This is a genomic window from Lysinibacillus sp. NPDC096382, from assembly GCF_044762845.1.
GTDB lineage: Bacteria > Bacillota > Bacilli > Bacillales_A > Planococcaceae > Lysinibacillus.
In genome coordinates this window covers 68,198-87,483 of sequence record NZ_JBIWFC010000004.1, presented here as the reverse complement: position 1 = coordinate 87,483, position 19,286 = coordinate 68,198, and the positions used below count along the sequence as shown (strand labels likewise).

Here is a 19,286-nt window from a genome sequence, read left to right as displayed (position 1 = left end):
TCCTTAACAATCAGTTTGAGATGGCTGATATTGAAGGATGACATTCGTGTATTGAACATGAATTTAGACGTGTGCAAGTTTTTTTAGGTGGTGATATAGAAGTGAAACGTGATAAGCCAAAATATAAGCAAATTATTGATGCAGCTGTCATCGTTATTGCAGAAAATGGGTATCACCAAGCACAGGTATCGAAGATTGCTAAACAGGCAGGGGTGGCCGACGGAACAATCTATTTATATTTTAAAAATAAAGAAGATATATTAATTTCTGTCTTTAATGAAAAAATGGCTGTTTTTGTAGAGTCATTACAAGATATAATAGAAAATGGAAGTACGTCTAAGGACAAACTTTCACGAATGATCGAAAATCATTTTAATGTTCTAGTAACAGATCGATACCTAGCAACCGTTACACAATTGGAACTACGACAATCGAATAAAGATTTACGACTAAAGATTAATTCGGTGTTAAGAGAGTATTTACAATTACTTGATCAAATTTTAATCGAAGGTATGCTATCAGGTGAGTTCAGTCAAACGATGGATGTACGCTTGGCACGCCAAATGGTATTTGGAACAATTGACGAAACCATTACGTCGTGGGTGATGAATGAATATCGATATGATTTGATAGAACAGGTTCCAAAAGTTCAGGCATTAATCTTGAACGGCATTAAAGCTTAAAAGGATGTGGAGAAATGGAATTTCTAAGTTGGAAAGCAGAGGATGGAGTGGCGATTATTACAATTGCACGCCCACCAGCCAATGCATTATCTCGCGGAATCATTACCGAAGTAAATGCTGTGCTAGATGAAGTAGAAAATGATGACACTGTACGTGTCCTTGTACTTCATGGCGAAGGTCGTTTCTTCTCAGCTGGTGCAGACATTAAAGAATTTACAGAGGTTGGATCTGGTGATGAATTTTCAAAGCTAGCGAACAATGGTCAACAAGTTTTTGAACGAGTTGAATCGTTCTCTAAACCTATTATTGCTGCAATTCATGGTGCCGCACTAGGTGGGGGCCTTGAATTAGCGATGAGTTGTCATCTGCGCTTTGTGACAGAATCTGCAAAATTAGGACTACCTGAATTACAATTAGGTCTTATTCCAGGTTTTGGGGGTACACAACGCTTACCTCGATATGTAGGGGTGGCAAAAGCTGCGGAAATGATGTTTACGAGTGAGCCGATTTCTGGAACAGAAGCTGTACAATGGGGTTTAGCGAACCGTGCATTTACAGATGAAGCATTATTGGAAGAAACGCTAAAGGTAGCGAAGAAAATTGCGAAGAAGAGCCCGGTTGCTTTAAAAGCAGCTATTCAAACATTGCAATATGCAAAACATGCTTCGTTTTATGAAGGAATTGAGGCAGAAGCAAAATCCTTTGGCGCAGTATTCGTTTCGGAAGATGCAAAAGAGGGAATTCAAGCATTTATTGAAAAACGCGAGCCTGTGTTTACTGGTAAATAATATTCCATCAGTGTCGATAGCGACTTGAAAGAGTGTTATCGACGTTATCGACACTGAAAATATATAATATTTATAAGTTTACTTAGAAATAAAAAACGTTGCAGGAGGTATGGATATATGAATATTTTTGCATTAATTAAACGTACGTTTGATACAGAAGAAAAAATTGTTGTGTCGGGTGGTAAAATCCAAGAGGATGGCGCAGAGTTCATCATCAATCCTTACGATGAATATGCCATTGAAGAGGCAATCCAAGTACGTGACGCTGCTGGTGGTAAAGTAACAGTTGTGTCAATTGGTGGCGAAGATACAGAGAAGCAATTGCGTACAGCTCTTGCGATGGGAGCAGATGAAGCAGTTCTTATTAATACAGAAGACGATCTAGATGAACTGGATCAAAATGCAGCAGCATATATTTTAGCTGAATATTTAAAAGATAAAGATGCTGATTTAATTTTAACAGGAAACGTTGCAATTGACGGAGGCTCTGGTCAAGTAGGACCTCGTGTTGCAGATTTACTAGGTATTAACTGTGTAACAACAATTACAAAGCTTGAGATTGACGGAACATCTGCGAAAATTGTACGCGATATTGAGGGTGACTCAGAAGTTATTGAGACATCTTTACCACTTTTAATAACAGCTCAGCAAGGTTTAAATGAGCCACGTTACCCATCTTTACCAGGGATCATGAAAGCGAAGAAGAAACCGCTTGCAGAACTTGAGTTAGACGATTTAGATATCGATGAAGACGATGTAGAGGTTAAAGTAGAAACAGTTGATATTTTCTTACCAGCTCAAAAGGCAGCAGGCCGTATTCTAGAAGGCGAACTTTCTGCACAAGTAAAAGAGCTTGTAAACCTACTTCATACAGAGGCGAAAGTAGTTTAAGTCATCTGATGACACAAATCGAATCTTAAAGGGTAACGGAGGGAATATACTATGACAAAAAAAGTATTAGTATTAGGTGAAGTTCGTGAAGGAAGCTTACGTAATGTTTCTTTCGAAGCAATTGCAGCTGCAAAGCAAATCGCAGATGGTGGTGAGGTTGTTGGTGTTCTTTTAGGGGATGCTGTAGCAAACTTAACAGGTCCATTATTTGAATATGGGGCAGATCGTGTTGTAACAGTGGAGCATCCACATTTAAAACAATATACATCTGATGGCTATGGTCAAGCTTTATTAGCGGTAATTGAGGAAGAAAAGCCAACTGGTATCGTATTTGGTCATACTGCAAACGGTAAAGATTTATCACCAAAAATTGCAAGTAAATTACAAGCAGGTCTTGTATCCGATGTAACGTCAATTGAGGGTGCTGGCGATGATGTTGTATTCATCCGTCCAATTTACTCTGGTAAGGCTTTTGAAAAAGTTAAAGTAAAAGACGGTATGGTTTTAACTTCAGTTCGTCCAAATAATATTGCACCATTAGAAAAAGTAGCCGGTAAATCAGGTGACATCACTTCTATTACAGTAGATATTACAAACCTTCGTACAATCATTAAAGAGGTAGTACGTAAATCTTCAGAGGGTGTTGATCTTTCTGAGGCAAAAGTAGTTGTAGCAGGTGGTCGTGGCGTAAAATCTGAGGAAGGCTTTGAACCATTAAAAGCTCTAGCGGATTTACTTGGTGGTGCAGTTGGTGCTTCACGTGGTGCATGCGATGCTGAATATTGCGACTATTCACTTCAAATCGGTCAAACAGGTAAGGTAGTAACACCAGACCTTTACATTGCAGCGGGTATTTCAGGAGCGATTCAACACTTAGCTGGTATGTCAAACTCAAAAGTAATCGTTGCGATTAATAAAGATCCAGAAGCAAATATTTTCAAAGTTGCGGACTACGGTATCGTAGGTGATTTATTTGAGGTAGTGCCTCTTCTAATTGAAGAATTTAAAGCGTTAAAAGTGAATGCCTAATAAATGCGCGGGGAAGATGTGTCTTCCCCGCTTTTTTGTGTTAATTTTTTGACTTTTTGAAGTTATTGCAAAATAAAATGTTGACATAATTAATTTTAGAACGTATAGTGATGAATATTAATTTAACTTATTTCAGCAGATCAAACATCCGCTGAAATAGAGGAACTCAGTCTAAGAACGCCACGTCCTGTGGCAATTTATCTGTGCGAAAGCGAAGCGACAGCAACAACTGAGTGACCAACATCCCGTTGGCCCAAAGCCTCCGGCGGATGTCACGGAATCGGAAAGGAGCGTTAGCCTAAAATCATTGGTGATAACGGCTAACTGGCCTTCATCAGGCAGGTTAAGCACAAAGCCGATTCCAGACGCAATTATACCGAGGCATAATTAATTTTTATAAAGAAACGCAAAGATTAGGAGTAGTAAAAGCTCATTATTTGGTGAAGAGAGCTGCGGGTTGGTGCAACGCAGTCCAATAAGACTTTGAACTTGCCTAGGAGCGGTAAGATAGATGGAATTTACGAAATATTCTATTTGTTGAACGGTTAACCTTCGTTACTAGGTTTTTAAGCAGGGTTCTTAAAGAACCAATTAGAGTGGTACCGCGGTTTGCTTATGGCATATCGTCTCTTCTTTCATTTGATAATGAAGGAACTGACGATATGCCTTTTTTGATTTTAGGAGGTAAGGAAATGGAAAATGACAATCAGAGATTAAAAAGAACGATGACCTCACGGCATATTACGATGATGGCTCTAGGTGGTGCCATTGGTGCAGGGTTATTTAAAGGAAGTAGTGCAGCTATTGATATGGCAGGGCCATCAGTACTTATTGCGTACTTAATTGGCGGGATTATCTTGCTATTTGTTATGCAAGGTTTAGCAGAAATGGCAGTCCGTAATAGCGAAGCCAGAACATTTAGAGATTTAGTGCAAGCCGTTTTAGGAAAGTATCCAGCTTATTTCCTGGATTGGATCTATTGGAAAATGTGGGTGTTAAATATTGCTGCAGAATCTATAGTTGCGGCCATTTTTATTCAATATTGGTTGCCAGATTACCCGATCTGGATACTTGCATTATCTGTTTCGGTGTTAGTTACAGCTATTAATTTATTATCTGTGAAAGTTTTTGCTGAAACTGAATATTGGCTGGCGTTAATTAAAATTACTGTAATTGTGGTATTCATCATAGCCGGTTTAATTTTATTGCTTGTCACTTTTGGTAATCATACAGCTGTTGGTTTTTCTAATTTAACGGAGCATGGTGGTTTCTTCCCGAACGGATCAAAGGGATTGATTGCTGCAATGCTTGTAGTTATTTACTCTTATGGTGGTACTGAAATTATTGGTATTACATTAGCTGAAACGAAAAATCCTGAGAAAGTAGTGCCAAAAGCTGTTCGCAGTACATTAGTACGTATTGTGACTTTTTATTTAGTTCCTTTCTTTATTATCGTTAGCTTGATTCCTTGGAATGAAGTAAACGGAGTGCCAGAAAGTCCGTTTGTAATGGTCTTTAAAATGATTGGGATTCCTGGTGCTGACCATATTATGAACGCTGTTGTTTTACTAGCAATTATTTCATCAATGAACTCCGGGCTTTATGGTTCATCACGAGTTCTGTATACACAAGCTGTAGACGGACGTGTTCCTAAAATCTTTGCACATTTATCAAAAACGAAAGTTCCGGTATATGCCATATTAATGTGTACTTTAGCTTTATATATAGCTGTAATCTTTTCTTTATTTGCTGGAAGTAAAACATTTGATTTCCTAATGGGTTCGCTTGGATATACCGTGTTATTTATTTGGTTAATTATTGCGATTGCGCATCTGAAATCGCGTAAAATACAGCCGGAAAAAACAAGTTCCTATGCAGTGAAATGGTTCCCTTACACAACTTGGATCGCTATTATTGCGTTAAGTGCAATTCTAATTGGAATTATTTTCACAACATCGATTATCGTTACAGGTATCACATTATTTATTTATCTTTTTATTACGTTAACGTATGTCTATAAAGGTCGTTTTCATGAAAATTAAGCTGAATAGCAAAACAACTTAATGCCTTTTTCGACCTTAATTTTCATAAATTTCGCATACTAGGCAGATTGTTCGCTCAAGAGAATTTATCCATGCTATACTACAAGCATAGTAAGTTTAAGGAGGATTTCAAATGGCAATTGTACATGCAACAGATGCAACTTTCCAAGATGATATTAAAGAAGGGTTAGTACTAGTAGACTTTTGGGCTGCTTGGTGCGGACCTTGTAAAATGATTGGACCAGTTCTTGAAGAAATGGATGCTGCAGGTAGTGCGGCTAAAATTGTAAAAGTAGATGTAGATAACAACCAAGGTACTGCAGCGCAATACCAAATTATGTCTATCCCATCAATACTATTATTCAAAGACGGTGAATTAGTAGATAAAACAGTTGGTTTCCAACCAAAAGAAGCATTAGAAGCGTTTATCGCAAAACATGCTTAACTTCTTTCAGCAAATGTCTCCAAACACCCGCTGGAAGAAGTTAAAGCCTCCGGCGGATGTCACGGAATCGGAAAGGAGTTCTTTGTGCAAGCACAAAGCCGATTCCGGACGCAATTATGCCGAGGCATAATTGATTCTATAAGAAAAAAAGAGTCAAGCCATCAATAAGATGTGCTTGGCTTTTTTTCGTTATATAATATAGAGAAAAAGCGGAAGTTATCCTTAGAAATAGGAGAAAATAAAGGGACAAACGCTACTTTAAGAAAAAGGGGCAGGTAGGCGATGAATGTTTTAATTAAAAGAAAGCTTGAAATTTTACCAGATCAGCCTGGCTGCTATTTGATGAAAGATCGACAAGGAACCATTATTTATGTCGGGAAAGCTAAAGTGCTGAAAAATCGAGTACGCTCGTATTTTACTGGTTCGCATGAAGGGAAAACACAAAGGCTTGTAGGTGAAATAGAAGATTTTGAGTACATTGTGACATCCTCCAATATTGAAGCTTTAATTTTAGAGCTTAATCTTATAAAACTACATGACCCGAAGTACAATGTTATGCTGACGGATGATAAAACGTATCCGTATTTAAAAATTACAAATGAAAAACACCCGCGACTTATTACAACGCGAAAAGTGAAAAAGGATAAGGCAAAATATTTTGGTCCATATCCGAATGCGTATGCAGCAAGTGAGACAAAAAAGCTGTTAGATCGTTTATATCCTCTTCGAAAATGTGTACAACTCCCTACCAAGGTTTGTTTGTATTATCATATGGGGCAATGCTTAGCCCCTTGTGTGAAGGATATAGATGCAGAAATTTACCACAATATGATTGAGGATATGACAAAGTTTTTAAATGGTGGGGTTGAAGAAGTCAAAAAGGAGCTAGAGGTAAAAATGCTAGCGGCCGCAGAAAATTTAGAATTTGAGCGTGCAAAGGAATTTCGTGATCAAATTGCACATATTGATACAGTCATGCAAAAGCAAAAAATCGTATCGAGTGATACAACTAATCGCGATGTATTTGGCTATGCCGTCGAGAAGGGCTGGATGTGTGTTCAAGTTTTCTTTGTTCGTCAAGGAAAGCTCATTGAGCGAGATGTCTCGATTTTCCCGATTTATCAAGAGGCAGAAGAGGAATTTTTGACGTTCGTTGGACGATTTTACGACAAGCTAGAGCACATTAAGCCTAAGGAGATTTTTATCCCACAAACCATTGATGCAGAAATTTTAACGGAATTACTAGAAGTTAAGGTACTAACACCAAAACGAGGGCAAAAAAAAGAGCTAGTTGAATTAGCGACAAAAAATGCTGAAATTGCGGTAGCGGCGAAGTTCCAGCTTATTGAACGTCAAGAAGAACGCACAATAGGAGCATGTGAGGCGCTCGGTGAAGCTATGGGCATTTCTGCACCTTTACGGATTGAGGCTTTCGATAATAGTCATATGCATGGGACAGATGCTGTATCTGCAATGGTTGTATTTATCGATGGAAAACCTGCAAAGAAGGAGTATCGAAAATACAAAACACGTACAGCTGCCAAGCATGATGATTACGGGGCGATGCAAGAAGTAATTCGCCGTCGATACACACGCGTATTAAAAGATGGTCTACCTTTACCGGATTTAGTACTAATAGATGGTGGCAAGGGGCAAATGGAAGTCGCGCGAGAAGTATTAGAGGATGAACTCGGCCTTGTCATTCCAATTGCCGGATTAGCAAAAGATGAAAAGCATAATACGTCACAGCTTCTATTTGGTGATCCAGCTGAAGTAATTGCGTTAAAGCGAACAAGCGATGGATTCTACTTACTACAACGAATACAGGACGAAGTACACCGCTTTGCTATTACCTTCTTACGACAGCAGCATGAGAAACATGCTATACAATCTGTCCTCGATAATATAGAGGGCATTGGTCCGAAGCGAAAACAACAATTACTCAAGCATTTTGGCTCTGTCAAAAAAATTCGCGAGGCAAGTGTGCAAGCATTACAGGAAGCAGGGATGCCTGCTAATCTTGCTAGCATTATTTATGATTATTTTCATCCAGAAGAAAACTCCCACCTCTAAAGGTGGTGGGATGAGTGCAGATGGAATTCCTTTTCAATGGGTGTATAAACACCTACTTAAAATAGAGGAACTCAGTCTAAAAACGCCACGTACTGTGGCAACGACTGAGTGACCAACATCTTGCTGTTGCGCTGCCGCTTCGCTTTCGCGCAAAAAATATCTGCTGCTGCCGCTTCGCTTTCGCGCAAAAAATATCTGCTGGCCCAAAGCCTCCGAACTTAATTACGCCAAGGCAAAATTGATATTCAATAAGATACATTGTCAAAGGATTTGGCGTATGCTAAGGTTGTATATAACATAGCTTTTCAATATAGCAATGTTATATACTTTTTTAGTAGTTTCTATTTATTAAATTGGGAATTTCTTCACTAAGGTTCAAATTAAATACGATCACTATTTAGTGATGATAGAGGTGCAAGGTTCAAGAGTAGTACATACGAGGACGAACAAGTCCGGTGAAAATGTATGAAAGGGGAACTTGCCGAAGTGGAGCATCGTTGTTTCCGATGCTGTGCTGGTTTTACATTTAAGAGATGTAAGACTGTCGATTCTAAACGTTTCGGAGAGCTATCACACATGCGCAAGTTACTTTATTGTACATGTTATAGGCAGCTTTCACGTTATGTGAGAGCTGCCTTTTTAGATTTTCTCGAAACAACATTTTTTCAAGGCTGTTAGGCGCTATTTGCTTTTGTAGGGATATTTTTGTGAAAAGCTGCAAAAGTATAGCTACTTTATAACCAGCGAAATGATTGAATACGAAGGAGAATGATAAAGATGGCGAGAGTTGTGATGAAATTTGGTGGTGCTGCATTCGCATCAACAGAGCACATTCAAAATGTTGCGAAAAAGGCGATTGCAGAAAAGGAAAGAGGTTTTGATGTTGTCGTTGTCACTACAGCTATGAGGGGTATGGCTAAAGAATTAGCAAAGATGGCTCGTGATTTATCAGACAATGCATCTAAGCGTGAACTAGACGCACTATTTTCAACAAGCTCACAACTTACAAGTACATTAGTGGCAATTGCTATACAGGAGAAAGGATATGATGCCGTGTCATTAACGGGCTGGCAGGCAGGCATTGAAACCGATGCTATGTATAGTAATGCCCGTATTGATGAGATAGATGCTAGACGAATAGAAGAGCATTTTGTACAGGGAAAAATCGTTATCGTTGCTGGGGAACAAGGTATCGATAATTCACGAAATATTACGACGTTAGGTAAAGGTGGCGCGGAAACGTCGGCTATAGCAATTGCAGCAAAATTGAATGCGGAGCGAGTAGATATTTACACGAATGTGGATGGCGTCTATACAGCTGATCCAAGTCATGTTGCTGGGGCACAAAAACTAAAAGAAATTTCCTATGATGAAATGCTAGAGCTATCAAACTTAGGGTCACAAGTTTTACACCCGCGAGCTGTAGAGTTAGCAAAGAAGTTTCAAATCCCAGTTATCATTCGCTCGAGCGAAATAGATACAGTAGGTACTTTATTGAAGGAGGAAGTTGAAATGGAAAAAAATTTAATTGTACGTGGTGTTGCCTACGAGTCAGACGTTATTCGCTTAACAGTTGGTTATGATGCTTATTCTAATGCTTCTTTAGCAAATATGTTCACAATCCTTGCAGAAAATCGCATAAACGTCGATATAATCGTACAAGCAATAATTGATGATTTAAAGCCGACGGTATCATTTACTATTTTAAAAGAGGAGTTCGCTGAAGCATTACGTGTTCTAGAAGATAGTAAATTATCACTAGGGTTTAGTTTTGCTGATTTTGAAATTGGCTTAGCAAAGGTTTCTATTATTGGCTCGGGGATGGTATCTAATCCAGGGGTGGCTGCAAGGATGTTTGATCGTCTACGTCGTGAAAATATCCCTGTAAAAATGGTAAGTACTTCTGAAATAAAAGTGTCAGTTGTTGTACCTCAGGACGAAATGATTCGTGCAGCAAATGCATTACATGATGAATTTAATTTATTTCAGGAAGTGTCTTTTGTACCGAAAGCGTAGCGACAGGTATAGAAGTCTCTCAGGTGAGATGAATGCGGTTTTAAGTCACTTTTTAGCGGGGCGTGGATAGAGCAGCCAAAACGACGGGTAGAAATAAGAAAGTGACAGAATGCAAGGGATAATTGAACAAGCGCTTTACATATAATATTGAAAAGGATGTGCCAGTAAAAGGCACATCTTTTTTGTTCACATCAATTTAATATTTTATCCAATTCTATTGTTATATAATAAAATGTGACATGTTTTACCAAGGGGAAGGTGGAAGTTTGTATGGGGTTATTCGGTTTATTTCAAAAGCCAATGGATGAAAGTGTTGAGATGCACAACGATTTAGAAATACAAATATTAAAAAAGCGAATTCTGGAATTGGAACTTGAGCAGGAAAGCATTGATGTGAAAAATGCGATTTTAGATTTTGTACTAGCGCATATGGAGTTAATTAATTTTCAAACGGCTTTAAAGGTTCAAAATGTCTCTAAGAGTGTAGGGGATATTTCAGCAATGAGTGAAGAAATGTCGTCAAATACAGAGGAGATGCTTGCGGTTGAGCAAAATGTTAATGCAAACATTCAAGAAATAAAACAGCATTCATTACTACTTGTAGAAGAAATGGAATCATCCATTTCAAAAGGTGAAATGGTTCAGGAGTTGTTGGCCAAAGGAGCTCATTCAACAGAGCAGCTGAAGAATGAAATGACCAAAATAGATGATATTGGTAAGGGTGTAACCGGGATTGCCGATCAAACACAACTTTTATCCTTAAATGCCTCTATTGAAGCCGCACGTGCTGGTGAGCATGGAAATGGCTTTAATGTTGTCGCGATGGAGGTAGGGAAGTTAGCCAACAGTTCGAAAGGTTCATTGCAAGAAATGACAAAGATTCGATCAGTCATTGATAAGAAATTACATAATACAATAACAAATATTAATCAAGTCGAACATTATTTAACTGACTTTTTAAGTATCATGAAGGACAATATTGCTAATCTGACTATAACAAGTAGAAATATTGAAGAAGCAGCACATGGTATTCATCAAATAACAGCTGCATCAGAAGAAAATGTAATAGCTGTAGGTCGTTTAGCGGAAACAACGACGGAATTATCACTTACTAGTGATTTCTCAGATCTAATACAAAATCAAGTATCTGAAATGTTAAAAGCTATTGCACCGACAATCAGAAAGCCATCAGAGCAAACGGTAGTTAGCCAATTGGCAGCAAGGTTAATGGATCATGCTAGCTTTTTACGAAATGCTATTCGAAAGGCTGGTCAAAAAGAAACGATAAAAACGCATCATCAATGTATGTTTGGAAAATGGTATTACGGACATTTCGAGGAATACCAGAACTTACCAGAATATCGTCATATTGAACAACCACATGAATTAGTACATATGGCCGCCCAAAAATTAGTGAATGAACTGTCAATTAATAACATAGAAGAAATGATTCAACACTCACTTAATATTTTGGAGGCATTTATTTCGTTCATAGATGTACTTTTAAAAAAAAGACATGCTCAATTATCAATATAAAAAGGATTCGTGAGCATAACGAGAGATTGATTTCCGTTCCGACAGTGCACCTTCCTGGGGGCGTCCGATGAGCTGCTTCGCTTGTCGCATCTATGACGCTAATCCAAGGAGTTGCCTAGTCTCCGCGGTGAATAACTTCTATATTATATATAAAAAGGATTGCCATCCATAAATTAGGGGTGGCAATCCTTTTCGTTTTATTCTGTAGGAACGGTGTTCATGATTCTTTCTTTAACGTCCCATTTTACTGTGAACGTAACATTTTGTTGCTTTTCACGTTTTTCATCATAGCATTCTGTTAAATAACCTTTTGCTTGCTGGATTTGCTCAGCTATAAATCCTGCTTCAAGTCTAAAGCTACGAAGACCGATTTGTAACAGTTCTGGATCATTTGTCAACTGGAATATGCGTCCATCCTTCGACTCTTTGATAAGCTCTAAATTACCCCAACAGGCATCTGCGAAAAATGCGATAAGTTCATCTTGACTTGTACATGGGAACTTCCGAGCTAGATCTTTTCCCGCCCAGTAAAGTACATCACCTTCGTGTTTACCAAGAATGGAAGATAAAATATAATCGCGAATTATCTCATAGCCAAAAGCTGAGATTGTAGGAGATGAAGTGTTTAACATTGAAAGCCTTCTTTCTTAGAATTTTCTTAAAATTCGACACTGATAAAGTAAAGATAGATTTTTCGAGAAAAAACGATGCGTCATGTACTAGATTGCTTCTTTAATAAGGACTATGAAAAACTTTAAGTTGCCTTGACGCTCGTAGCTCTTGAGAGTACAATAAACATGTCATAATATTGTACCATGATGAAATACACAGTCAATGAAGTATCAGTTACAAAATGATGACTTCTTTAGTTGTGCTATTTTAAGTACTAAGGGGGGTAACAGTCTTGTCGAAAGATCGAGAGTTTTTATGGCGTCGCTTACATTCTCTACTTGGTATCATTCCAGTAGGTCTGTTTTTAACGATGCACCTGTTCATTAACTTTACAGCAACAGGCGGAGCAGAAAGTTACAACGCAGCTACCGCTAATATGGAAAAGATTCCATTCCTTATCCTAGTTGAATGGATTGTCATCTATATTCCATTAATGTTCCACGCATTTTATGGTGTCTACATTGCATTCACTGCTACACCAAATACAGGACGTTTCAGCACATACCGTAACTGGATGTTCTCATTACAACGTTTCACGGGTGTATTCTTAGTGATCTTCATTGCATGGCATATTTTCCAAACTCGTATTCAAAAAGCACTTGGTACAGAAGTTGATTACGACATGATGGCAAATATCGTTTCTAATCCATTCATGCTTGGATTCTACATTGTTGGTATTATATCAGCAACTTTCCACTTATCTAACGGTTTATGGGCATTCCTAGTAAGCTGGGGTATTACACAATCTCCTCAGTCTCAAAAGATTGCTACTTATGTAACAAACATTATTTTCGTAATTCTAAGTGTAGTTGGTGTGGCTGCTATTTTAGCTTTTGCTTAATGTAATAGAAGCTACTATAGAGCATATGGCAATCATTGCAATTTTTTAAGAGGAGTGAGAAATAATCATGGCGAAAAGCAAAATAATTGTTGTCGGCGGCGGTCTTGCTGGTCTGATGGCAACGATTAAAGCAGCTGAAGTTGGTACTGAAGTTGATTTATTCTCATTAGTTCCTGTAAAACGCTCACACTCTGTATGTGCGCAGGGCGGAATTAATGGTGCGGTAAATACAAAAGGTGAAGGGGATTCTCCTTGGATTCACTTCGATGATACAGTATACGGTGGGGACTTCTTAGCGAACCAACCACCAGTTAAGGGTATGTGTGATGCAGCCCCTGGTATTATTCATTTAATGGATCGTATGGGTGTAATGTTCAACCGTACACCAGAAGGTCTTCTTGATTTCCGTCGTTTCGGTGGTACTTTAATGCACCGTACAGCCTTCTCGGGTGCAACAACGGGTCAACAATTACTATACGCACTAGACGAGCAAGTTCGTTCTCACGAAGTAGCTGGTTTAGTGAACAAATATGAGCACTGGGAATTCCTTGGTGCAGTAGTCGATCCTGACGGCGTTTGTCGTGGTATCGTAGCGCAAGATATGCGTACAGAAGAAATTAAATCATTCCGTGCAGATGCTGTTATTATGGCGACTGGTGGCCCTGGTATTATCTTCGGTAAAACAACAAACTCTGTAATTAATACAGGTTCTGCTGCTTCTATCGTTTACCAACAAGGTGCTTCTTACGCGAATGGTGAGTTCATTCAAATTCACCCAACAGCTATTCCTGGAGATGACAAAAACCGTCTAATGTCAGAATCAGCTCGTGGTGAAGGTGGCCGTATTTGGACTTATAAAGACGGTAAACCATGGTACTTCTTAGAAGAGAAATACCCAGCATATGGTAACTTAGTACCACGTGATATTGCTACACGTGAAATTTTCGACGTTTGTGTGAACCAAAAACTAGGTATTAACGGTGAAAACATGGTATACCTAGATCTTTCTCATAAAGATCCACATGAATTAGATGTAAAACTTGGTGGTATTATTGAAATCTACGAAAAATTCGTAGGTGATGATCCACGTAAATTACCAATGAAAATTTTCCCAGCAGTTCACTACTCAATGGGTGGATTATGGGTTGACTACAACCAAATGACTGAAATTCCTGGTTTATTTGCAGCAGGTGAATGTGATTATTCTCAACATGGTGCAAACCGTCTTGGTGCGAACTCATTATTATCTGCTATTTATGGTGGTATGGTTGCTGGTCCAAACGCAGTAGACTATGTTAAACATCTTAAAAAGCATGCGGAAGATCTTCCACAAGAAATCTATGATGCACGCGTTCAAGAAGAACAAGCTAAGTGGGATGCTGTCATGAAAATGGACGGCACAGAAAACGCTTACTTACTTCATAAAGAGCTTGGTGAAATGATGACAGCTACTATGACAGTAGTACGTTACAACGACCAACTTCAAGATACATTAAATAAACTTGATGAATTCCAAAAACGTTGGGAAAACATTAACATCAACGATACACAAAAATGGAGTAACCAAGGTGCTCACTTTACGCGTCAGTTGAAAAATATGATTTACCTTGCGAAAGTAATGACAAAAGGTGCATTATTACGTAACGAATCTCGTGGTGCACACTATAAGCCAGATTTCCCGAACCGTGATGATGAGCAGTTCTTAAAAACTACTATGGCGAAATTTGACCCAACTACTGGTGATCCAATTATCACGTACCAAGAAGTCGACGTTTCATTAATTCCACCACGTAAACGTGATTACTCTGCGAAAGGAGACTAAGAATTATGAATATCGCAGCTAATACTGGAAGAATGGTCAAAATTGAAATTTTACGTCAAGATACAAAAGGTGGCAATGGCTACTGGCAAAAATTCCAAGTGCCTTACCGTCATGGTATGAACGTAATTTCTATTTTAATGGAAATTCAAAAAAATCCTGTTACTGAAAATGGTGAAAACACTACTCCAGTAGCATGGGATATGAACTGTCTTGAAGAAGTTTGTGGTGCATGTTCAATGGTTATCAATGGCCGCCCACGTCAATCATGTTCAACTCTTGTTGACCAATTGACTGAGCCAATTAAAATTGAGCCTATGAAAACTTTCCCAGTTATTCGTGACTTACAAGTTGACCGTGAACGTATGTTCAATGCACTTAAAAAAGTTAAAGCATGGGTTCCAATCGATGGTACTTATGATTTAGGTGAAGGTCCACGTATGCCAGAAGGTAAACGTCAATGGGCTTATGAATTATCTAAATGTATGACTTGTGGTGTATGTATGGAAGCATGTCCAAACGTGTCTGAAAAAGCTTCATTCATCGGACCAGCACCATTATCACAAGTACGTCTATTCAACACTCACCCAACTGGTGCAATGATTAAAGACGAACGTTTAAATGCAATCATGGGTGATGGAGGCCTTGCAAACTGCGGTAACTCACAAAACTGTGTAGCTGCTTGTCCAAAAGGTATTCCTTTAACAACATCTATCGCATCATTAAACCGTGCAACTACAGTGCAAATGTTCCGTAACTTCTTCGGTTCTGACCACTACGTTGACTAATAGTACAAGCTTTACTCCCAAACTCCCTTACACTGAATGTGTGAGGGAGTTTTTTTCTATGAAAAATAAAAAATAATTTTGTAGAATAAAACTTAATCCAACTCGCCATTAAAGTTTCGTACAATAGGGAGTTCGGATAGGGGCATTTTCAAGAAAGAGTAATAAACTAAATATGATGTCTTCATTACAGCATAAAAAGATCGAATTACGCAAGAAGGGTGTACAGAAAGTGAGTTTTAACGAGTGAAAATGTGAATTTTCTATGATAATATAGTGTTTTCCTTTATAATGAATCTATATTCATTTATGACTTGCTAATTCCATTTGTTGTTTTGGGAAGAAGCGAATGAAAACTAGGGGGATGGCTAAGATGAAAGCAAATTATATCGGAGATTATCAGGAATGGGCAAAGGATTTTGCATTTTTTATTGAGGTTCGTGTACGTTTTTCAGAAACGGATATGTACGGTCATATGAACAATACAGTTAGCTTTACATATTTTGAACAAGCACGAATTGATTATTTTCGTCATTTAGATGTTCTAATGCCATCAGCAATTGATGAACATGTAGAGGGTATTCCGATTGTAGCCGACTTACAGTGTGATTACGTGAAACAGGTTTTCTTTGATGATGTGCTAAGAATCTATACGAAAGTAGCGACAGTAGGGAACTCATCATTGGATATTCATTACTTAGCGAAAAACCAGCATGATGAAGTTTGCTTTACGGGTCGTGGTACGGTAGTGCAAATGAACCCTCGAACTGGCAAGAGTGTACCATTATCTGAAAAAGAAAAAACTCACTTAGCAAGCTTGGTGTTCCTATAGTATTGGTAACGGATTGCGAAAAAGCCCTATCGAGGAAAGAAGTATAAACAATGATCTTGACGATTGAAATTGCATTTTTACGGCTCATCCCATCACAAAAGGTTGTGGATGACATTTGTTTAATGTATGCAATATTAAGTTGATTGGAGTGGAGACTGGGCGACTCCTTGGGGATCAGCGTCTCATCGGACGGCCCGCAGGAAAGCGCCCAGTCGGAACGGAAATCAACCACTCGATATGGTGATGATCCACTTTTACATAAAATTCATTAATGAGTGGAAGTAATTTCCGAATTTTTTTAGGAAACACGAGATATTCATGAAAATAGCCGTCACCGCTCCTCATTCCTTAACATAAGTTACAATACGTGCGGGGGAGGAGGGTGTAACTGAAAATGAATGGCTCTCATCATCGTTCTCTTTTAACGAACCGAGAACGTGAAATATTTGCGCTTTTATTAGCTGAAAAAACAACGAGGGATATTGCAGAGCAACTTGGTATTAGTGAAAAAACAGTGCGAAATCACATTTCCAATACAATTCAAAAGTTAGGTGTAACGAATCGATCTCAGGCGTTAATTGAGCTGTTACGCTTAGAAGAATTTAAATTAGACTAATTGGACACTTGCTATTTCAGAAAAAAAACGACAAAATAGAACTATTCAACGTATTTTTAGGAGTGGAATAGTTATATGTCGGATGAAGTAACAAAGCACTCACCTGAAACCGTTGCTACGGTTGAAAAGGAATTACGCTATATAGCGGCGATTGTGAAGCAAAAGGGAAGAGAGATTGTTTCACAATATGCGATTACGCCGCCACAATTTGTTGCATTACAGTGGTTAGAAGAGCTTGGAGATATTACAATTGGCGACCTGTCAAATCGATTATACTTAGCTTTTAGTACAACAACAGATCTAGTGGACCGAATGGAGAAAAATGAATTAGTCAAGCGAATGCGTGACGAAAACGACCGTCGTGTCGTTGTTGTTCATCTTCTCGAGAAGGGCGAACGCATTATTCAAGAGGTTATTGAAAAAAGACAGCAATATTTGCAAGAGAAGCTTGTTGGTTTTAATGAACAAGAAGTCGCGCAATTATCAAGCTATTTAGAAAAACTACATGTACACATGAAACAGGATTGAGGCGGAAAGTATGAATGCCCCGATAGGCGTTATTGATTCAGGAGTAGGCGGTTTAACCGTAGCAAAAGAAATAATGAAGCTATTACCAAACGAAACAATCTATTATATTGGTGATACAGCAAGATGTCCGTATGGTCCAAGAAGTCGTCAGGAAGTACGAAACTTCACTTGGCAAATGGCAAAAGCACTAGAGAAAATGAATATCAAAATGCTCGTCATTGCTTGTAATACAGCGACTGCAGTAGCACTCGAAAGTTTACAAAGAAATATGCCTTTTCCGGTACTAGGCGTTATTAATGCTGGCGCACGTGCAGCTGTAAAGAAAACGAAGCGACATGAAGTCGTTGTGCTTGCAACAGAAGGAACAATTAAAAGCGGGGCGTATGAGGAAGCCTTATTATCATTGAATACGTCGACTCATATTATTCCGCTTGCTTGTCCAACATTCGTACCACTTGTAGAAAGTGGCGAATATAAAGGTGAATTTGCAAATAAATTAATTGCGGAAGGCTTAAAGCCGTTGAAAAATGAACAATTTGATACGGTCATACTAGGATGCACGCACTATCCTATTCTGCAAAAACAAATTGAAGCTGTTGTAGGAGAAGAAGTTTTTGTGCTTTCTTCTGCAGAGGAAACAGCAAAGGATGTTCAAGAAATGCTTGAATATAATGGCACATTGGCTGACCCAGACGCTGTGCCTGCCCATAAATTTTATGCAACTGGTTCAGTGCCTATTTTCCGTTCAATTGCTGAAAGTTGGCTTGAGCAAGGTACTCTCCAAATAAAACGTTTGACATTAAAATAAAAAATCAGCTTAGCTATGGGCTAGGCTGATTTTTGCCGTTTTTAGCATTGTACATAAGGGACCGAGCACTTTTTTGAAGGTGAAAATTATGTTAAGATGAGTGCGCGAAAGATTTTAGGAGGAACGAAAATTATGACAAGATTTGATGGAAGAAATGTAGATGCGCTGCGTCCTGTGAAAATAGATAGTGAGTATTTATTGCACCCAGAAGGCTCAGTGTTAATTCAAGTAGGCAATACAAAAGTAATTTGCACAGCAACGATTGAGGATAAGGTTCCTGGATTTTTACGTGGACAAGGCAAAGGGTGGATCACTGCAGAATACTCGATGCTCCCTCGTGCAACAGCACAGCGTACAGCACGTGAGTCATCTCGCGGCAAAGTCAACGGCCGCACAATGGAGATTCAACGATTAATCGGTCGTGCATTACGTGCTGTCGTTGATTTAGAAGCACTTGGTGAGCGTACTGTGTGGATTGACTGTGACGTGATTCAAGCAGACGGAGGAACACGTACAGCATCAATAACAGGAGCATTTGTAGCGATGACACAAGCAGTTGCAAAGCTCGCAGAAGAAAAACAATTAGCAAAATTCCCAATCACAGACTATTTAGCTGCAACAAGTGTTGGTATTGTAGAGGATCACGGAGCAATTTTAGATTTAAACTACGTTGAAGATGTCGCTGCTGCTGTAGATATGAATATCGTCATGACAGGAGCAGGACGCTTTGTTGAGCTACAAGGGACAGGTGAAGAAGCAACCTTTTCTCGTGAAGAGTTAAATGAACTGCTGGCGTTAGGTGAAGCAGGCATTCAACAATTGATTGCACTTCAAAAAGAGACACTAGGTGAATTGGCTAACAAAGTGGGAGGAAATGAATAA

At 38.7% G+C, this 19,286-nt stretch carries 18 protein-coding genes, 1 riboswitch and 1 other annotated feature; of the genes, 17 read left to right on the top strand and 1 reads right to left on the bottom strand.

Annotated elements, in window-relative coordinates:
- The first annotated feature begins 101 nt into the window (after positions 1 to 101).
- The 9 genes from ACIQZA_RS08335 (at position 102) to ACIQZA_RS08295 (ending at position 11,503) form a co-directional block, all read left to right on the top strand.
- Positions 102 to 683: a fatty acid metabolism transcriptional regulator FadR gene (locus ACIQZA_RS08335; RefSeq protein WP_402883074.1), complete on the top strand. Its 582-nt coding sequence runs from the start codon at positions 102 to 104 to the stop codon at positions 681 to 683.
- 14 nt (positions 684 to 697) lie between these two features.
- Positions 698 to 1,471: an enoyl-CoA hydratase gene (locus ACIQZA_RS08330; RefSeq protein ID WP_400932545.1), complete on the top strand. Its 774-nt coding sequence runs from the start codon at positions 698 to 700 to the stop codon at positions 1,469 to 1,471.
- A gap of 117 nt (positions 1,472 to 1,588) precedes the next feature.
- On the top strand, positions 1,589 to 2,362 hold the full coding sequence (locus ACIQZA_RS08325) for an electron transfer flavoprotein subunit beta/FixA family protein (RefSeq protein ID WP_132357138.1): 774 nt from the start codon (positions 1,589 to 1,591) through the stop codon (positions 2,360 to 2,362).
- A 51-nt stretch (positions 2,363 to 2,413) separates the two neighbouring features.
- Positions 2,414 to 3,391, top strand: coding sequence for an electron transfer flavoprotein subunit alpha/FixB family protein (locus ACIQZA_RS08320; protein ID WP_402883070.1), 978 nt, complete (start codon positions 2,414 to 2,416; stop codon positions 3,389 to 3,391).
- Positions 3,392 to 3,791: 400 nt separating this feature from the next.
- Positions 3,792 to 4,025: a binding site (T-box leader), on the top strand.
- Positions 4,026 to 4,083: 58 nt separating this feature from the next.
- Positions 4,084 to 5,433 (top strand): amino acid permease, encoded by a 1,350-nt coding sequence (locus ACIQZA_RS08315; RefSeq protein ID WP_402883069.1) that lies wholly within the window; start codon positions 4,084 to 4,086, stop codon positions 5,431 to 5,433.
- Between the two features lie 133 nt (positions 5,434 to 5,566).
- The gene (trxA, locus tag ACIQZA_RS08310) at positions 5,567 to 5,878 is read left to right on the top strand and encodes a thioredoxin (RefSeq protein WP_400932551.1); all 312 of its coding nucleotides are present in this window, start codon (positions 5,567 to 5,569) and stop codon (positions 5,876 to 5,878) included.
- Between the two features lie 282 nt (positions 5,879 to 6,160).
- Entirely contained in the window at positions 6,161 to 7,951 is a 1,791-nt protein-coding gene (gene uvrC, locus ACIQZA_RS08305; protein WP_402883067.1) for an excinuclease ABC subunit UvrC, read from the top strand.
- A 399-nt stretch (positions 7,952 to 8,350) separates the two neighbouring features.
- Positions 8,351 to 8,529, top strand: a riboswitch (Lysine riboswitch).
- Between the two features lie 199 nt (positions 8,530 to 8,728).
- On the top strand, positions 8,729 to 9,967 hold the full coding sequence (locus ACIQZA_RS08300) for an aspartate kinase (RefSeq protein WP_402883064.1): 1,239 nt from the start codon (positions 8,729 to 8,731) through the stop codon (positions 9,965 to 9,967).
- A gap of 270 nt (positions 9,968 to 10,237) precedes the next feature.
- Positions 10,238 to 11,503: a methyl-accepting chemotaxis protein gene (locus ACIQZA_RS08295; protein WP_402883062.1), complete on the top strand. Its 1,266-nt coding sequence runs from the start codon at positions 10,238 to 10,240 to the stop codon at positions 11,501 to 11,503.
- A gap of 197 nt (positions 11,504 to 11,700) precedes the next feature.
- Here the strand turns inward: ACIQZA_RS08295 and ACIQZA_RS08290 are convergent, their stop codons facing one another.
- On the bottom strand, positions 11,701 to 12,135 hold the full coding sequence (locus tag ACIQZA_RS08290; protein WP_132357132.1) for a YslB family protein: 435 nt from the start codon (positions 12,133 to 12,135) through the stop codon (positions 11,701 to 11,703).
- A 272-nt stretch (positions 12,136 to 12,407) separates the two neighbouring features.
- Between ACIQZA_RS08290 and ACIQZA_RS08285 the strand changes: the two genes are divergently transcribed.
- From ACIQZA_RS08285 to rph, 8 genes are all read left to right on the top strand, one after another.
- On the top strand, positions 12,408 to 13,016 hold the full coding sequence (locus ACIQZA_RS08285; protein WP_132357131.1) for a succinate dehydrogenase cytochrome b558 subunit: 609 nt from the start codon (positions 12,408 to 12,410) through the stop codon (positions 13,014 to 13,016).
- 67 nt (positions 13,017 to 13,083) lie between these two features.
- A complete protein-coding gene (gene sdhA, locus ACIQZA_RS08280; protein WP_142508863.1) occupies positions 13,084 to 14,838 on the top strand; it encodes a succinate dehydrogenase flavoprotein subunit in 1,755 nt (584 codons plus the stop codon).
- Between the two features lie 5 nt (positions 14,839 to 14,843).
- Positions 14,844 to 15,623: a succinate dehydrogenase iron-sulfur subunit gene (gene sdhB, locus ACIQZA_RS08275; RefSeq protein ID WP_142508864.1), complete on the top strand. Its 780-nt coding sequence runs from the start codon at positions 14,844 to 14,846 to the stop codon at positions 15,621 to 15,623.
- Positions 15,624 to 15,993: 370 nt separating this feature from the next.
- A complete protein-coding gene (locus ACIQZA_RS08270; protein WP_400932563.1) occupies positions 15,994 to 16,452 on the top strand; it encodes an acyl-CoA thioesterase in 459 nt (152 codons plus the stop codon).
- Positions 16,453 to 16,846: 394 nt separating this feature from the next.
- A complete protein-coding gene (locus ACIQZA_RS08265) occupies positions 16,847 to 17,068 on the top strand; it encodes a helix-turn-helix domain-containing protein (protein ID WP_004226437.1) in 222 nt (73 codons plus the stop codon).
- A gap of 75 nt (positions 17,069 to 17,143) precedes the next feature.
- Positions 17,144 to 17,596, top strand: a complete 453-nt coding sequence (locus ACIQZA_RS08260; RefSeq protein WP_323653188.1) for a MarR family winged helix-turn-helix transcriptional regulator — start codon at positions 17,144 to 17,146, stop codon at positions 17,594 to 17,596.
- 10 nt (positions 17,597 to 17,606) lie between these two features.
- Positions 17,607 to 18,404, top strand: coding sequence for a glutamate racemase (gene racE, locus ACIQZA_RS08255; protein ID WP_142508867.1), 798 nt, complete (start codon positions 17,607 to 17,609; stop codon positions 18,402 to 18,404).
- Positions 18,405 to 18,536: 132 nt separating this feature from the next.
- Positions 18,537 to 19,286 (top strand): ribonuclease PH, encoded by a 750-nt coding sequence (rph, locus tag ACIQZA_RS08250; protein ID WP_132357125.1) that lies wholly within the window; start codon positions 18,537 to 18,539, stop codon positions 19,284 to 19,286.